This is a genomic window from Flavobacterium piscis, assembly GCF_031457575.1.
In the GTDB taxonomy this organism is placed as follows: Bacteria; Bacteroidota; Bacteroidia; order Flavobacteriales; family Flavobacteriaceae; genus Flavobacterium; species Flavobacterium piscis_A.
In genome coordinates this window covers 96,665-111,961 of sequence record NZ_JAVDWQ010000017.1, presented here as the reverse complement: position 1 = coordinate 111,961, position 15,297 = coordinate 96,665, and the positions used below count along the sequence as shown (strand labels likewise).

Sequence of the window (15,297 nt, the reverse complement as noted above, 5' to 3'; positions counted from 1 at the left end):
TGTGTATTTAATTTTAATTTTTGTTGCTTATTTATTCTTCAGACTCTTCTTCCTCTGAGTCGTCTTCATCTTCTACTTCTTCAGTATCATCATCTTCATCATCTTCGTCAGAAGTACCATCATCTTCAAGAACTTCTAAGTCCGGTTTAATTCTTTCAATCGCAGATTCGATAACATTGCCATCTTCATCAACAACTTCTGCTACATCATCTTTCATGACTTTTGTAACTGCCGCTATAGAATCTTTACCTTTCAAATTAATTAATCGAACGCCTTGCGTTGCACGACCCATTACACGCAGATCTTCAATTGCCATTCTGATGGTTAATCCGGATTTGTTGATAATCATCAAATCATCAGCATCCGTTACAGCATTTATAGAAATTAGCTTTCCTGTTTTCTCCGTAATATTAAGAGTTTTTACTCCTTTTCCTCCACGGTTGGTAATTCTATAAACATCTTCACCATCTTCGTCAACTAATTTGGTACGTTTTCCGTATCCATTTTCAGTTACAACTAAAATTTGTGAATCATTAATGTCGTTTTTATCAACAGTAACCATACCAATTACTTCATCAGTATCATCTTTTAAGGTAATTCCTCGAACTCCTGAAGCAGTTCTTCCCATCGGACGTGTTTTGGTTTCTTCAAAACGAACTAACTTTCCAGATTTAACAGCCAAAATAATTTGACTTTCCCCGTTGGTTAATTTTGCTTCCAGCAATTCATCACCTTCCTTAATAGTAATAGCGGCAACACCATTTACTCTCGGTTTAGAATACTTCTCTAAAGAAGTTTTCTTGACCTGACCTAACTTGGTAACCATCACAAGATTGTGACTGTTGATATAATCTTTATCTTTTAAATCCTGTGTACAAATGAAAGCTTTTACTTTATCATCACTTTCTATGTTTACCAAATTTTGAATTGCTCTGCCTTTTGCCGTTTTACTTCCTTCCGGAATTTCATAAACACGCATCCAGAAACATTTTCCTTTTTGAGTAAAAAACATCATATATTGATGATTTGTTGCAACATACATATGCTCTAAGAAATCCTGATCTCTTGTTCCTGCACTTTTTTGTCCGACACCACCTCTGTTTTGTGTTTTGTACTCTGTTAAATTGGTACGTTTGATATAACCTGCGTGAGAAATTGTAATAACTACATTTTCATCTGCAATTAAGTCCTCAATACTTACATCCCCACCGGAATATTCAATTTGAGAACGACGCTCATCACCATATTTGTCACGAATTTCTTCTAATTCTTCTTTGATTAAATTGGTTCTTAAATTTACATCTGCCAATAAAGCTTTCAAATGCTCAATTAATTTCATCAACTCTTCGTACTCTGCTCTTAATTTGTCCTGTTCCAGACCTGTTAACTGACGCAAACGCATTTCTACAATCGCACGAGCCTGAATATCTGACAACTTGAATCTTTCGATTAATTTCTCACGGGCTTCTTCAGTGTTTTTTGAACCTCTTATTAAAGCAATTACTTCATCAATATTGTCAGATGCAATAATTAATCCTTCTAAAATATGGGCTCTTTCTTCAGCTTTACGCAATTCAAATTGTGTTCTTCTAACAACTACATCATGACGGTGCTCAATAAAATAATGAATCATATCCTTTAGATTCAGCATTTGTGGGCGACCTTTTACTAATGCAATATTGTTTACACTGAAAGAAGATTGTAATTGTGTAAATTTATATAATGTGTTTAAAACCACATTTGGTGTAGCATCACGTTTTAAAATATAAACGATACGCATACCATTTCTATCCGATTCATCTCGGATATTAGCAATACCTTCAATTTTTTTATCATTTACCAAATCCGCAGTACGCTTAATCATATCAGCTTTATTAACCTGATACGGAATTTCGGTAACAATTATTGACTCTCTTCCGTCTACTTCTTCAAAACCAACTTTAGCACGCATTACAATACGTCCTCTACCAGTTTTAAATGCTTCACGAACACCTTCATAACCATATATAATACCACCTGTTGGAAAATCAGGAGCTTTAATATGTGTTATTAATTCATCAATTTCGATATCGTTATTATCAAGATACGCAAGTGTCCCATTGATAACTTCAGTCAAATTATGAGGAGGCATATTAGTAGCCATACCAACTGCAATACCTGTAGCCCCATTAATTAATAATGTAGGTACTCTTGTAGGCATTACTTTTGGCTCATATAAAGTATCATCAAAGTTCAACTGAAAATCAACTGTTTCTTTTTCAATATCTGCCATGATTTCTTCCGAAATCTTCTTCATTCTGGCTTCAGTATAACGCATTGCAGCGGGACTATCCCCATCTACAGAACCAAAATTTCCCTGACCATCTACCAAAAGATAACGCATGCTCCACTCCTGCGCCATACGTACCATGGCATCATAAACCGATGTATCTCCGTGCGGGTGATACTTTCCTAAAACTTCACCGACAATCCTGGCGGATTTTTTATGGGCTTTATTCGAAAAAACTCCTAAATCATACATTCCGTAAAGCACTCTACGATGCACTGGTTTCAAGCCATCTCTAACATCAGGAAGTGCTCTTGATACGATTACTGACATCGAATAATCGATGTAAGCTGATTTCATTTCATCTTCTATGTTAATAGGAATTAACTTTTCTCCTTCAGACATAAGTTGTTATATTAAATAATTATATTAGTTTCAAAGCGTGCCAAGATACGTTTTTTTGAAATTTTTATAACTATTTTCACACACTTATTTCAATGATTTATTAACAACATTATTTTATGTTTTGGTTAATAAATTAAGCCTTTTTTAACTGTTTTATTATTTTTTTTTTTGTCTCTTAGCTGACAGGTGTTCCTGAAAGGTATGGTTTTTGTTTTTCAAACACTAATTCACTAAATTTACAATACCTAATTATATATTATGGATGATAATTTTTCACCAAGAGTAAAAGATGTTATTACCTACAGTAAAGAGGAAGCCTTACGTTTGGGCCACGACTTTATTGGTACTGAGCATCTAATGCTGGGCATTTTAAGAGATGGTAACGGAAAAGCTATTCATATACTTAATAACCTAGCAGTTGATTTAGACCATTTACGCAGGAAAGTAGAAGTACTAAGTCCGGCCAACCAGAGCGTTGAAGTAAATGCTGAAAAGAAAAATCTTCATCTTACCCGCCAGGCGGAAAGGGCACTGAAGACAACCTTTCTGGAAGCTAAAGTATTTCAGAGTTCGTCGATTAGTACGGCCCATTTGCTTTTATGTATCTTAAGAAATGAAAACGATCCAACAACCAAGCTATTGAATAAGCTAAAAATAGATTATGATATAGCTAAAGAACAATATTTAAATATGACTCCAAACGAAGAAGAATTCTTAGAAAACTTGCCAAAAAACGAATCGTATAATGATGATTCAGGACAAGATGACAGTCTTAAAGAAAGTAGTTTTAACAATCCGGCCAATAAGTCCAATAAAAAATCAAAGACTCCTGTTTTAGATAATTTTGGGAGAGATTTAACAGAAATGGCCGAAGAAGGAAAACTTGATCCGGTTGTAGGACGCGAAAAAGAAATTGAACGCGTTTCACAAATCCTAAGCCGTAGAAAAAAGAACAATCCGCTTCTTATTGGAGAACCCGGAGTTGGTAAATCTGCTATTGCAGAAGGACTTGCATTACGCATTATTCAGAAAAAAGTATCACGTATTCTTTTCAACAAGCGTGTAGTAACTCTTGATTTGGCCAGTTTAGTAGCCGGAACAAAATACCGTGGTCAGTTTGAAGAGAGAATGAAAGCTGTAATGAACGAGCTGGAAAAAAATGATGATATCATTCTTTTCATTGATGAAATTCACACTATAGTAGGTGCTGGTGGCGCAACAGGTTCCCTTGATGCTTCAAACATGTTCAAACCTGCTTTAGCAAGAGGCGAAATCCAATGTATTGGTGCAACTACTCTTGATGAGTACAGACAATATATTGAAAAAGATGGTGCTTTAGAAAGACGTTTTCAGAAAGTAATTGTTGAACCAACTTCTGTTGAAGAAACAATAGCTATTTTGAATAATATTAAAGATAAATACGAAGATCATCATAACGTAATTTATACTCAGGAAGCAATTGAAGCTTGCGTTAAATTAACTAACCGATATATGTCGGAACGTTTTTTACCGGACAAAGCTATTGATGCCCTGGACGAAGCGGGTTCTCGCGTACATATTACTAATATTGATGTTCCTAAACAAATTTTAGATTTAGAACGTCAGTTAGAAGAAGTACGTGAAAACAAAAACACGGTAGTTAAAAAACAAAAATATGAAGAGGCTGCCAAACTTCGTGATGATGAAAAACGCATCGAAAAAGATTTAGCTATTGCACAGGAACAATGGGAAGAAGATTCTAAAAACAACCGAATTGAAGTTACAGAAGATAATGTAGCCGACGTTGTTTCGATGATGACTGGAATTCCCGTTAATAGAATTGCACAAACAGAAAGCAATAAATTAGCCAAATTACCGGAATTGATTCAGAATAAAGTAATTGGTCAAAACGAAGCGGTTTTAAAAATTGCACGTTCTATTCAACGTAACAGAGCCGGGCTTAAAGATCCTAACAAACCAATTGGTTCATTTATCTTCTTAGGTCAGACAGGTGTTGGAAAAACTCAATTAGCTAAAGTTTTAGCAAAAGAATTATTCGACTCTGAAGATGCGTTAGTTCGTATCGACATGAGCGAATACATGGAAAAATTTGCTATTTCTCGTTTAGTTGGAGCCCCTCCGGGATATGTTGGTTACGAAGAAGGTGGTCAATTAACTGAAAAAGTTCGTAGAAAACCCTATTGTGTAGTACTTTTAGATGAAATCGAAAAAGCACATCCAGACGTATTTAATATGATGCTTCAGGTTTTAGATGACGGGTATTTAACTGACAGTTTAGGTCGCAAAATCGACTTTAAAAATACGATCATTATCATGACTTCGAATGTTGGAGCGCGTCAATTGAAAGATTTTGGACAAGGTGTTGGTTTTGGAACTGCTGCAAAAGTGGCTCAGGCTGATGAGAATTCAAAAAGCATTATCGAAAATGCATTGAAAAAAACCTTTGCCCCAGAATTCTTAAACAGAATTGACGATGTAATTGTTTTTAACGCTTTAGAAAAACATGATATCGATTTGATTATCGAAATTGAGCTTAAAAAACTATATTCTCGTATTGCAGAATTAGGTTATACTTTAAATCTGACTGATAAAGCCAAAGCATTTATCGCTGAAAAAGGTTTTGACAGACAATTTGGGGCAAGACCTCTAAAAAGAGCAATTCAGAAATATGTTGAAGATTTGCTAGCGGAAGAAATTATCACTTCAAAAATACATTCAGGTGATGAAATATTAATGGATTTAAAAGATGATTCTCAGGAGCTTTCTGTAGAAATACATAAAGCAGAAGAGCCGACAAATCAATAAATCATTCTTAAATATTATAACAAAGATAACAAACCCGTTACGTTTTTATAACATAACGGGTTTATTCTTTAAGTCAAATTTTATATTTATCAAAAGGAAATAGCTACTTTTGATATAAATCTATAACAATAATGTATGTTTCAAAACAAGGTTATTTTAGGCAGTGAAGAATGGTGTTCATTTCCAGAATTAGGAATTCCGACAATTAAAGCCCGGGTAGATTCTGGGGCTAAAACATCAGCAATGCATGCGATAAATATAGCTCCTTTTATAAAAAATGATGTCAATTGGGTAAAATTCGATATTAATCCCATTCAGAATAATACTAAAACTATTATTCATTGTGAAGCTCCGTTAGTTGATAAAAGAATTGTAAAAAGTTCAAGTGGTTTCAGGGAACATCGTTATGTAATTCAGACAAGCATTAAACTCGGCGATATAAAATGGCCTATTGAAATGACTTTGACCAATCGCGATTCAATGGGTTTCCGAATGCTTTTAGGTCGTGAAGCCATGAGCGGACGTGTATTGGTTGATCCTGAAGAAAAATACCTCTTAGGGCAACCTTCAACTGAAACTTTAAAAGAATTATACCAAAACTCTGAAAAAGCTACTTCTGGTTTGCGAATTGGACTTTTAGCCAGCAATCCAGAATTATACAGTAATAAAAGGATTATGGAAGCTGGCGAAATGCGCGGTCATGAAATGCATTTTTTGAATATCAAGGAATGCTATATGAAACTGGATGCCAAAACGCCGGAAATACATTATCGTGGAGGAAAAATATTAAATCAGTTTGACGCTATTATTCCCAGAATCAGACCAAGTATCACTTTTTATGGCTGTGCTTTAACCAGACAATTTGAAGCCTTAAAGGTTTTTTGCTTAAACTCAGCTTCAGCGATAACGCAATCGAGGGATAAATTATATTCTTTGCAATTGCTTTTAAACAGCGGAATTGACATTCCCACAACTGGTTTTGCCAATTCACCATTAGATACGGATAATTTGATCAAAATGGTTGGCGGATCACCTTTAATTGTTAAGTTATTGGAAGGAACCCAGGGAAAAGGTGTTGTGTTGGCTGAAACAAAAAAAGCAGCAGAAAGTGTTATTAATGCTTTTAAAAGTTTAAATGCTAATATTCTGGTTCAGGAATTCATTAAAGAAGCTAATGGAAAAGATATTCGTTGTTTTGTTATAGACGGAAAAGTAGTTGCAGCCATACAGCGTGAAGCTATGCCTGGTGAATTTAGAGCTAATATTCACCTTGGAGGAACTGCTTCTGTAATAAAAGTAACTCCAGAAGAGAAAAAAATCGCTATAAAAGCCGCAAAAGCTATGGACTTAAAAGTAGCAGGTGTTGATATTATTCGTTCTTCAAAAGGTCCATTGTTATTGGAAGTCAACTCATCTCCAGGTCTTGAAGGGATTGAAGGTGCAACTAATAAAGACATTGCAGGAGAAATGATCAGAGCAATCGAAAAGAATTTTAAACTGTAATCTTTCAAAAAGATTCACTTCAAATTAATTATTTTAGCAGCTTTGTCAATGGTTTTAAACTCTTGACAAAGTTTTTTTTAAAAATTTAAAAGACAAAAATGACACTATTCCCTTATTTAGATATTATTTTAAGGAGTGCTGCTATTTATTTTTTTATGACAATTGCGTTGCGAATTTTTGGCAAAAAAGAACTTTCACAACTCAATACTGCCGATATTATTTTGATTCTACTGATTAGTAATTCGGTACAAAATGCCATGGTTGGTCCGGATACCAGTCTTTAGACAACGAATTAAAAGAAGCCATGCGCGAACATGGTGTTGAACATTATGCAGATATAAAGCTATGTATGTTAGAAATTGACGGTACTATCAGTGTTATTTCTCAAAATAACAATCTAAAACAAACACATTATAAGCGAAAGCACAATCATAAAAACCTCAGAAAGTAAATTCGTTTAAAACAGAATTCTTTTCACAAACAAAAAAGCTGGTTTCTTGATTTGAAACCAGCTTTTTTTATGTTGACTAAATGCGATTTACCTCTCACATTTTACAAATATCATTTACTCTTAGATAAAAACACTCAGTATAAAATAAATTAATCCCGCCAGAATAGCTGAAATAGGAATCGTTAATATCCATGCCCATATTAAACTTACAGTAACTCCCCAACGAACGGCAGATACACGTTTTGTTAATCCAACCCCAATAATCGAACCTGTAATGGTGTGTGTTGTACTTACGGGAATTTTTAAATGTTCAGTAAAATAAAGCGTTAAAGCACCTGCAGTTTCAGCAGCAACACCTTCAAACGAAGTTACTTTAGTGATTTTAGAACCCATTGTTTTTACAATTTTCCAGCCACCACTCAAAGTTCCGGCAGCAATAGCAGAATAACATGCTAATGGAATCCAGCCAGGCATTACACCTTTTACACCTAAATCATCATTTGGTAATACAACATCTAACCAGGAAGCCATATGAACTCCTGGATTTGCATGGATATAAACCGCAACAGCAGCAGCAATAATACCCATTACTTTTTGCGAATCATTACCTCCATGGCCTAAACTAAAAGCGGCAGAAGATAATAATTGCATTTTTTTCAATGCAGCATCTGCCTGATGAAGATTTAAACTACTGAATATTAAACAAAAAACACTTACTGTTAAAATAATAAAGGCAACTAAAAACCATTTAATATTGTGCGGATCAAAAGCTACACTCCAAAAATGAGAATCAAATCGGGGTTTATCAATTTCTGTATAAGGAACCATTAGATTGCTTACAAACCAAATAGTTGCAATCATTAAAGCTGCTGTAAAAATTTTAGGATAAATACTTTTACGGGAAGCATTTAACAGCCAGATCGAAATTAAATAGGAAGCTAATGCCCCTAATAATGGAGCTAAAACAATAAAAGCAATAATGATAATAACTCCCGAAGGCATTCCACCATCCTTTCCTGCTTTGTACCAGCTTACTATATCAAACCAATAATGTGTTGTTCCGTCTTCTCCAACATAACCTGAAAAACCGTGTACAGCAATGGCATGTGCAATCGCTGCCCCTGCAAAACCTCCAATCAAAGTATGTGAAGAACTTGAAGGAATTCCTAACCACCAGGTCAATAAATTCCAACAAATTGCTGCAATAACTCCAGCCAGAATCACAACAAGATTAATTTCCATGGTGTGCGCTGTTTTTGCAACAGTATCTGCAACACCAAACCCGAAAACCCAATAAGCCAGAAAGTTAAAAAACGCTGCCCAGACAACGGCCTGAAAAGGCGTTAAAACCTTTGTAGCAACAACGGTAGCTATAGCATTTGCCGCATCATGAAAACCATTGATGTAATCAAAAATTAAAGCTAATACTATAATAATTATAAGTAGCGTCATAAATTATAACTTCAGAATGAAATAAATTGAATTAAGAATGTTTTACAGAAATAGATTCCAGTATGTTGGCAACACTCTTACATTTATCTGTTGCAGATTCTAAAACAGATAATACCTCTTTGTATTTTATGATATTTTTAGCGTCTGTTTCGTTTTCAAAAATTTCAAAAACTGCTTTGTTATAAACGTTATCTGATTTGTTTTCCAGTTTATTAATTCGGGCACAGGCATCTTTTATGACTTTGAAATTCTTTAAATTTCTCAGCTCTTTTACCGCACTGTCAATGTTTTGACATGCTTCAAGGTTGATTTCTGTCATTTTTCTGATTGATTTTGTAATCTTATCAACCTGATACAATCTCATTCTGCTTGCTGCACCATGTAAATAATCGGCAACGTTATCAATAGAAGTAATCAAAGTGTGAATATCCTCTCTGTCAAATGGCGTAATAAAGTTTCTGCTTAATTCAAGATTGGTTTGACGTGTAATATCTTCTCCTCTTTGCTCCAATTCGTCAATTTTCTGAAAAAGGACTTCTCTTTCTTTCAATGGAAGGTTTACAGCTTCATGTAAATTAGAAGCTAATTCAATTAAATTGCTTGAAGCTTCTTCAAAGAGTGGAAAGAATTTTTTGTCTTTCGGCACTAAAAATTGGAAAATACTGTTTATTGACATTTTTATCTTTTTAATAGTGCAAAATTACTTCATTAATCGTTTGATATGTTAAGCCATTGTTAACAAATCATTTTCTATTTGAAAACTATTCAGAAATGAAACTGTTTTTTCAATGTCATAGTGCAAGATTCTGTCTTCTTTTACTAAAGGCACAACTTCTCTGTAACTGCTTAAAAACATTTCAATGAAGTCACTTGATTTTAGAGGTTCTCTGTAAGCAATCGCTTGAGAAGCATTCAATAATTCGATTGCTAAAATACGTTCTAAATTATCCATAACACGTAGGGCTTTTGTGGCACCATTTGCCCCCATACTTACATGATCTTCCTGTCCGTTACTTGAAACAATACTGTCAATACTGGACGGGGTAGCCAATTGTTTATTTTGGCTTACGATACTGGCAGCCGTGTATTGTGGAATCATCAAACCCGAATTTAATCCCGGATTATCTACCAAAAATGCCGGAAGATTTCGTAAGCCCGAAATTAATTGATAAGTTCTTCTTTCTGAAATACTGCCTAATTCAGCCAAAGCAATTGCCATAAAATCTAATGCCAACGCCAAAGGCTGTCCATGAAAATTTCCTCCTGAAACAATCTGATCACTTTCAATAAATATATTTGGATTATCGGTAACCGAATTGATTTCGGTTTTGAATACTTTTCTGACATAATCGATCGCATCTTTTGAAGCACCGTGAACCTGTGGCATACAACGGAAAGAATACGGATCCTGAACATGTTTTTTCTCTTGTTCAATAATTTCACTTCCTTCCAAAAATTCATTAACCCTTTGTGCCGTTATTATTTGACCTTTATGAGGGCGAATGAAATGAATCAATTCATTAAAAGGCTCTATTCTACCATCAAAACCTTCGAGAGAAATTGTTCCTATTAAATCTGCCAGATACGAATATTTATAGGCTTTCATTAAAATATGGACACCGTAAGCACTCATAAACTGAGTTCCATTTAATAATGCCAGACCTTCTTTGGACTGCAAAACAATTGGTTTCCAGTTAAAATGTTTTAAAACATCACCTGAAGCCATTTTTTTTCCTCTAAAAAGTACTTCTCCTTCGCCTAATAAAGGCAATGATAAATGTGCTAATGGTGCCAAATCTCCCGAAGCTCCAAGTGAACCCAGGGTGTATATTATTGGTAAAATATCATTATTATAAAAATCTACCAAACGATTCAAAGTTTGTAATTGAATACCCGAATGTCCGTAACTCAAGGACTGAATTTTCAGCAGCAGCATCAATTTCACAATTTCTGCCGGAACCTCCTCCCCTGTTCCGCAAGCATGAGATTTGACCAGGTTTTCCTGAAGTTTTGACAAATTCTCATTCGAAATTTTCACATTACAAAGTGATCCAAAACCAGTGTTGATTCCATATATAGGTTCAGAATGTGAAGCCATTTTTTTATCCAGATAATCCCGGCATCTCTGTACATTAACCTTTGCCTCATCAGAAAGTTCTAGTTTTTTCTGATTTACAATTATTTCCTGCAAAGATTCCAGGTTTAAGGTTTCTGTACTTATATAATGGATATCGCTCATTTGATTTATATTTTAAGATGCCAAAATTCAACAAATCAATATTAAAAAGCAACATTTTATAACAATAATAAAATATTTAATCTTTCTGATCTTTACATCTTGATTATTTAGAATAATAAACAGGTGGTATTAAGTAGGTATATTTATTGTTTTTAATTTTTACTATTATAAATTTTACAGAATAGCGTTTTTACTTAACAAATCTAATCAGACTATTCATTTTTAAACTCTATATTTAATAAAACCAATAAACTAATTAATTACAAACATCTAAAATCGAGGTTAAATATACGAATAAGTCATCTTTGCATATTAAATTTTAACAAATGCTCAATATTAAATTTCTCTCATTTGAAATATTGAAATATTCGCAAAAAGAAAATAAAGGTTTTTAACTTTTACAAAAAACTGTACTTTTGAAAAATCAAAAATGAAAAGTAACAGCAAAAAATATCAATCTACAATGACAGCCCAAACAAGTGCTGTAACTGCTGCTACAACAATTTCTACTACAACTACTACCCCTTAGGGGTATACATTTTTACATATAATCCTGATTATCTATACTTTTTTCCCGAAAGAAGAAAGGCTTTGGATACATAAAAATATTTGCATCAAAGAAAAAAAACATCAAATGAAAGTATTAAAATTTGGCGGAACTTCGGTTGCCAATGCACAAAATATAAAACTCGTTCTCGAAATTATAAGTCAAAATTCAAAACAAGGCAAAGTAGCAGTTGTTGTTTCTGCACTAAGCAAAGTAACAGATATGCTACAATTAGCTGCAGCAAAGGCCGCCGCCAATGATGAAAGTTTTAAAGATATCGTAGCCGAAATCGAGAAAAAGCATCTTGACACTTTAAAGGAATTAATACCCGTTAGTGAACAAAGCAGTTTATTGAGTCACATAAAAAGAATCATCAATCATTTAGAGACATTATTAGATGGTTGTTTTTTATTAGGGGAATTATCTCCAAGAACCGAAGACACAATCCTGAGTTTTGGAGAATTGCTTTCTTCCTATATAATTGCTCAGGCATATCAGCAAATCGATAAAAATTCAGCATATAAAGACAGTCGCGAATTAATTAAAACAAATGCCGATTTCGGAAAAGCAGCCATAAACTTCGATATTTCAAATCAATTGATTCAGGAATATTTTACAGAAAACCAATCACAAATCAATATTTTACCTGGTTTTATTGCTTTGACTCTTGACGGAATCACCACTACTTTAGGTCGTGGCGGTTCTGATTATACTGCTGCAATTATTGCCGGAGCACTTGATGCCAACCAACTTGAAATCTGGACTGACGTAAACGGAATGTTTACTGCTAATCCAAAAATCGTAAAACAAGCGCAGCCAATTGCAAATATTTCCTATCAGGAAGCGATGGAATTGTCGCATTTTGGTGCCAAAGTGTTGTACCCGCCAACGATTCAGCCGGTTTTAAGAAAAAATATTCCAATCTTAATCAAAAATACTTTTGAGCCGGAAGCTGAAGGAACTTTAATTTCAAGCCAAATTTCACCACAAACTACTCCTGTAAAAGGAATCAGTCATATTGAACATATTTCGTTGCTGACACTTGAAGGCCCCGGAATGATTGGAGTTTCTGGTTCATCAAAACGTTTGTTTGAAGTGTTGTCACATGAAAAAATCAACGTTATTTTTATCACTCAGGCCTCTTCTGAGCATTCAATTTGTATCGGAATTTTAAATTCTGATGCTGAAAATGCCGAAGCAGCTATTAATAAAGCTTTTGAGGTTGAGATTTTACAAAACAAAATTGATCCTTGTATTGTAGAAAAAGACCTTTGTATTATTGCATTGGTGGGTGAAAATATGAAAAACCACCAAGGTTTGAGCGGTAGGATGTTCAGTACTTTAGGAAAAAACAACGTAAATATCCGTGCGATTGCTCAAGGAGCTTCAGAAAGAAATATCTCTGCTGTAATTAACGAAAGAGATGTTAAGAAAGCATTGAATACATTACACGAAAACTTCTTTGAAGAAAACACAAAACAGCTGAATTTATTTGTGATGGGGGTTGGAAATGTGGGTGAAAAATTTATCGAGCAAATTCACAACCAAAAGAAATTCTTAAAAGAAAACCTAAAGATCAATGTTCGTGTGATTGCTTTGTCCAACTCCAGAAAAATGCTTTTTGATGAGGACGGAATTTCTTTAAAAGACTGGCAAGCCGATTTGGATAAAGGAGAACCAGCAAATAAGGAAGCTTTTATCGAACGTGCGAAAGAAATGAATTTACGTAACAGTATTTTTGTGGATATTACAGCAAATGCAAGTGTTTCTGAAACTTACGAACAGTTCCTGAAACAAAGTATTGCCGTGGTAACCTGTAACAAAATTGCGTGTTCCTCTGCTTATGACAATTACAAAAAACTAAAAAGTTTATCACGCCAATACAACGCTCCGTTTTTGTTTGAAACGAATGTTGGTGCAGGATTACCGATTATTGATACGGTAAAAAACTTAATAGCTTCAGGCGATAAAGTGCATAAAATCCAGGCGGTTTTATCGGGAAGCCTGAACTTTATTTTTAATAATTTTGACAAGGACAATTCTTTTCACGATGTGGTTAAAGAAGCCGGAGTTCAGGGATTTACAGAACCGGATCCTAAAATTGACTTAAGCGGAATCGATGTTGCCCGTAAAATCCTGATTCTGATTCGTGAAAGCGGTTACGAAATGGATATTGATGCTATTGAAAACGAAGCTTTTTTGCCTGCCGAATGTTTAGCTACAACTAATAACGAAGACTTTTTTGCTTCATTAATCAAACATGCTGCTCATTTTAATGGAATTTACGAAGAGGCTTTAGCCAAAGATTCCCGTTTGAAATATGTGGCGAAATTCGAAAACGGAAAAGCAAGCGTAGGCCTGCAATTCATTCCAAAAGACCACCCTTTTTATAATCTGGAAGGAAAAGACAATATCGTGTTGTTCTACACCGATCGTTATGTAGATCAGCCTTTATTGATCAAAGGAGCCGGAGCCGGTGCAGCCGTTACCGCTTCAGGAATTTTTGCAGATGTAATTCGAATAGGAAATATATAATTTTTTGTTTCAAGTTTCAAGTTTCACGTTCCAACAACCTGAAACTTGAAACCTGAAACCTGAAACAACAAATAATGGAAGAAATAAAACTATTTTGCCCGGCGACTATTGCGAATCTTTCGTGCGGATTTGACGTGCTTGGACTTTGTTTAGACACTGCGGGTGATGAAATGATTATTCGGAAATCAGATCAAAAAGGTGTTCGAATTACTAAAATTGTGGGTGCCGATTTACCTTTGGAAACAGAGAAAAATGTTTCCGGAGTTGCGGCTTTGGCAATGTTAGCAACTTTAGACGAACTGGATTTTGGCTTCGAAATTGAAATTTATAAAAACATTAAAGCCGGAAGCGGAATCGGAAGCAGTGCTGCAAGTTCTGCCGGAGCAGTTTTCGGAATCAACGAATTGCTAGGAAGACCTTATTCCCGAAAAGATTTGGTGCAATTTGCTATGCAGGGCGAAAAATTAGCCAGCGGAAACGCGCATGCAGACAACGTTGCTCCTGCCCTTTTAGGCGGATTTACTTTGGTAAGAAGTTATGCTCCGCTTGATATTATCCGAATTGACAGTCCTGAGGAATTATTCGCAACGGTGGTTCATCCACAGATTGAATTGAAAACATCGGATGCACGTTCAGTACTAAAACAAACGGTTTCCCTAAAAAGCGCCATTATGCAGTGGGGAAATGTTGGTGGATTAATCGCCGGATTATATACTAAAGATTATGATTTGATTGGAAGATCTCTTCATGACGAAATCGTGGAGCCATTACGAAGCGTTTTGATTCCGGGTTTTGATCTGATCAAACAAACGGCTTTAGAAAACGGTGCTTTAGGCTCCGGAATTTCAGGTTCAGGTCCTTCAATCTTTGCTCTAAGCAGAGGAAAAGAAACCGCAGACAAAATAGCAAAAGCCATGAGCGAGGTTTACGAAAAGATGAATTTACCATATGAAATTCACGTTTCGAAAATCAATCCTGACGGAGTAAGAATTATTTAAAAATGAGTGCTTAGTACATAGTAATTAGTCCTTAGTTGTGAAAAACTAAAGGCTTAAAAAGACTAAGGACTAAGGACTAAGAACTAAGAACTAAAA

The 15,297-nt window shown here is 34.8% G+C and carries 8 protein-coding genes and 1 pseudogene; 5 read left to right on the top strand and 4 right to left on the bottom strand.

The features are described from left to right. Window positions 1-31: 31 nt before the first annotated feature. Window positions 32-2,671, bottom strand: a complete 2,640-nt coding sequence (gene gyrA / locus J2W48_RS19365; protein ID WP_310283436.1) for a DNA gyrase subunit A — start codon at window positions 2,669-2,671, stop codon at window positions 32-34. Between the two features lie 258 nt (window positions 2,672-2,929). Here gyrA and J2W48_RS19360 point away from each other — a divergent pair, with 258 nt between their 5' ends. From J2W48_RS19360 to J2W48_RS19350, 3 genes and pseudogenes are all read left to right on the top strand, one after another. Then, window positions 2,930-5,476 carry an ATP-dependent Clp protease ATP-binding subunit gene (locus tag J2W48_RS19360; protein ID WP_310283435.1) on the top strand — a complete coding sequence of 849 codons (2,547 nt, stop codon included), beginning with the start codon at window positions 2,930-2,932 and terminating at the stop codon, window positions 5,474-5,476. 135 nt (window positions 5,477-5,611) lie between these two features. Continuing rightward, the gene (rimK, locus tag J2W48_RS19355) at window positions 5,612-6,979 is read left to right on the top strand and encodes a 30S ribosomal protein S6--L-glutamate ligase (protein ID WP_310283434.1); all 1,368 of its coding nucleotides are present in this window, start codon (window positions 5,612-5,614) and stop codon (window positions 6,977-6,979) included. A gap of 98 nt (window positions 6,980-7,077) precedes the next feature. Beyond that, window positions 7,078-7,430: pseudogene (locus tag J2W48_RS19350) on the top strand (YetF domain-containing protein). Window positions 7,431-7,550: 120 nt separating this feature from the next. Here J2W48_RS19350 and J2W48_RS19345 read toward each other — a convergent pair. The 3 genes from J2W48_RS19345 to hutH are packed head-to-tail and all read right to left on the bottom strand — an operon-like array spanning window position 7,551 to window position 11,121. Further along, window positions 7,551-8,882, bottom strand: coding sequence for an inorganic phosphate transporter (locus tag J2W48_RS19345; RefSeq protein ID WP_310283433.1), 1,332 nt, complete (start codon window positions 8,880-8,882; stop codon window positions 7,551-7,553). Between the two features lie 31 nt (window positions 8,883-8,913). Next, a complete protein-coding gene (locus tag J2W48_RS19340; RefSeq protein WP_056250900.1) occupies window positions 8,914-9,558 on the bottom strand; it encodes a DUF47 domain-containing protein in 645 nt (214 codons plus the stop codon). A 48-nt stretch (window positions 9,559-9,606) separates the two neighbouring features. Further along, complete coding sequence (hutH, locus tag J2W48_RS19335) at window positions 9,607-11,121, bottom strand: histidine ammonia-lyase (RefSeq protein WP_310283432.1); 1,515 nt, start codon at window positions 11,119-11,121, stop codon at window positions 9,607-9,609. Between the two features lie 634 nt (window positions 11,122-11,755). Here hutH and thrA point away from each other — a divergent pair. Together thrA and J2W48_RS19325 are read left to right on the top strand one after the other, a co-directional pair. Then, the gene (gene thrA / locus J2W48_RS19330; RefSeq protein WP_310283431.1) at window positions 11,756-14,203 is read left to right on the top strand and encodes a bifunctional aspartate kinase/homoserine dehydrogenase I; all 2,448 of its coding nucleotides are present in this window, start codon (window positions 11,756-11,758) and stop codon (window positions 14,201-14,203) included. A 74-nt stretch (window positions 14,204-14,277) separates the two neighbouring features. Further along, window positions 14,278-15,201: a homoserine kinase gene (locus J2W48_RS19325; RefSeq protein WP_310283430.1), complete on the top strand. Its 924-nt coding sequence runs from the start codon at window positions 14,278-14,280 to the stop codon at window positions 15,199-15,201. Window positions 15,202-15,297 lie beyond the last annotated feature (96 nt).

Bases quoted from the DNA above. Each gene is read 5' to 3' on its own strand.
- gyrA (WP_310283436.1), bottom strand. From the start codon at position 2,671: ATGTCTGAAGGAGAAAAGTTAATTCCTATTAACATAGAAGATGAAATG.
- J2W48_RS19360 (WP_310283435.1), top strand. From the start codon at position 2,930: ATGGATGATAATTTTTCACCAAGAGTAAAAGATGTTATTACCTACAGT.
- rimK (WP_310283434.1), top strand. From the start codon at position 5,612: ATGTTTCAAAACAAGGTTATTTTAGGCAGTGAAGAATGGTGTTCATTT.
- J2W48_RS19345 (WP_310283433.1), bottom strand. From the start codon at position 8,882: ATGACGCTACTTATAATTATTATAGTATTAGCTTTAATTTTTGATTAC.
- J2W48_RS19340 (WP_056250900.1), bottom strand. From the start codon at position 9,558: ATGTCAATAAACAGTATTTTCCAATTTTTAGTGCCGAAAGACAAAAAA.
- hutH (WP_310283432.1), bottom strand. From the start codon at position 11,121: ATGAGCGATATCCATTATATAAGTACAGAAACCTTAAACCTGGAATCT.
- thrA (WP_310283431.1), top strand. From the start codon at position 11,756: ATGAAAGTATTAAAATTTGGCGGAACTTCGGTTGCCAATGCACAAAAT.
- J2W48_RS19325 (WP_310283430.1), top strand. From the start codon at position 14,278: ATGGAAGAAATAAAACTATTTTGCCCGGCGACTATTGCGAATCTTTCG.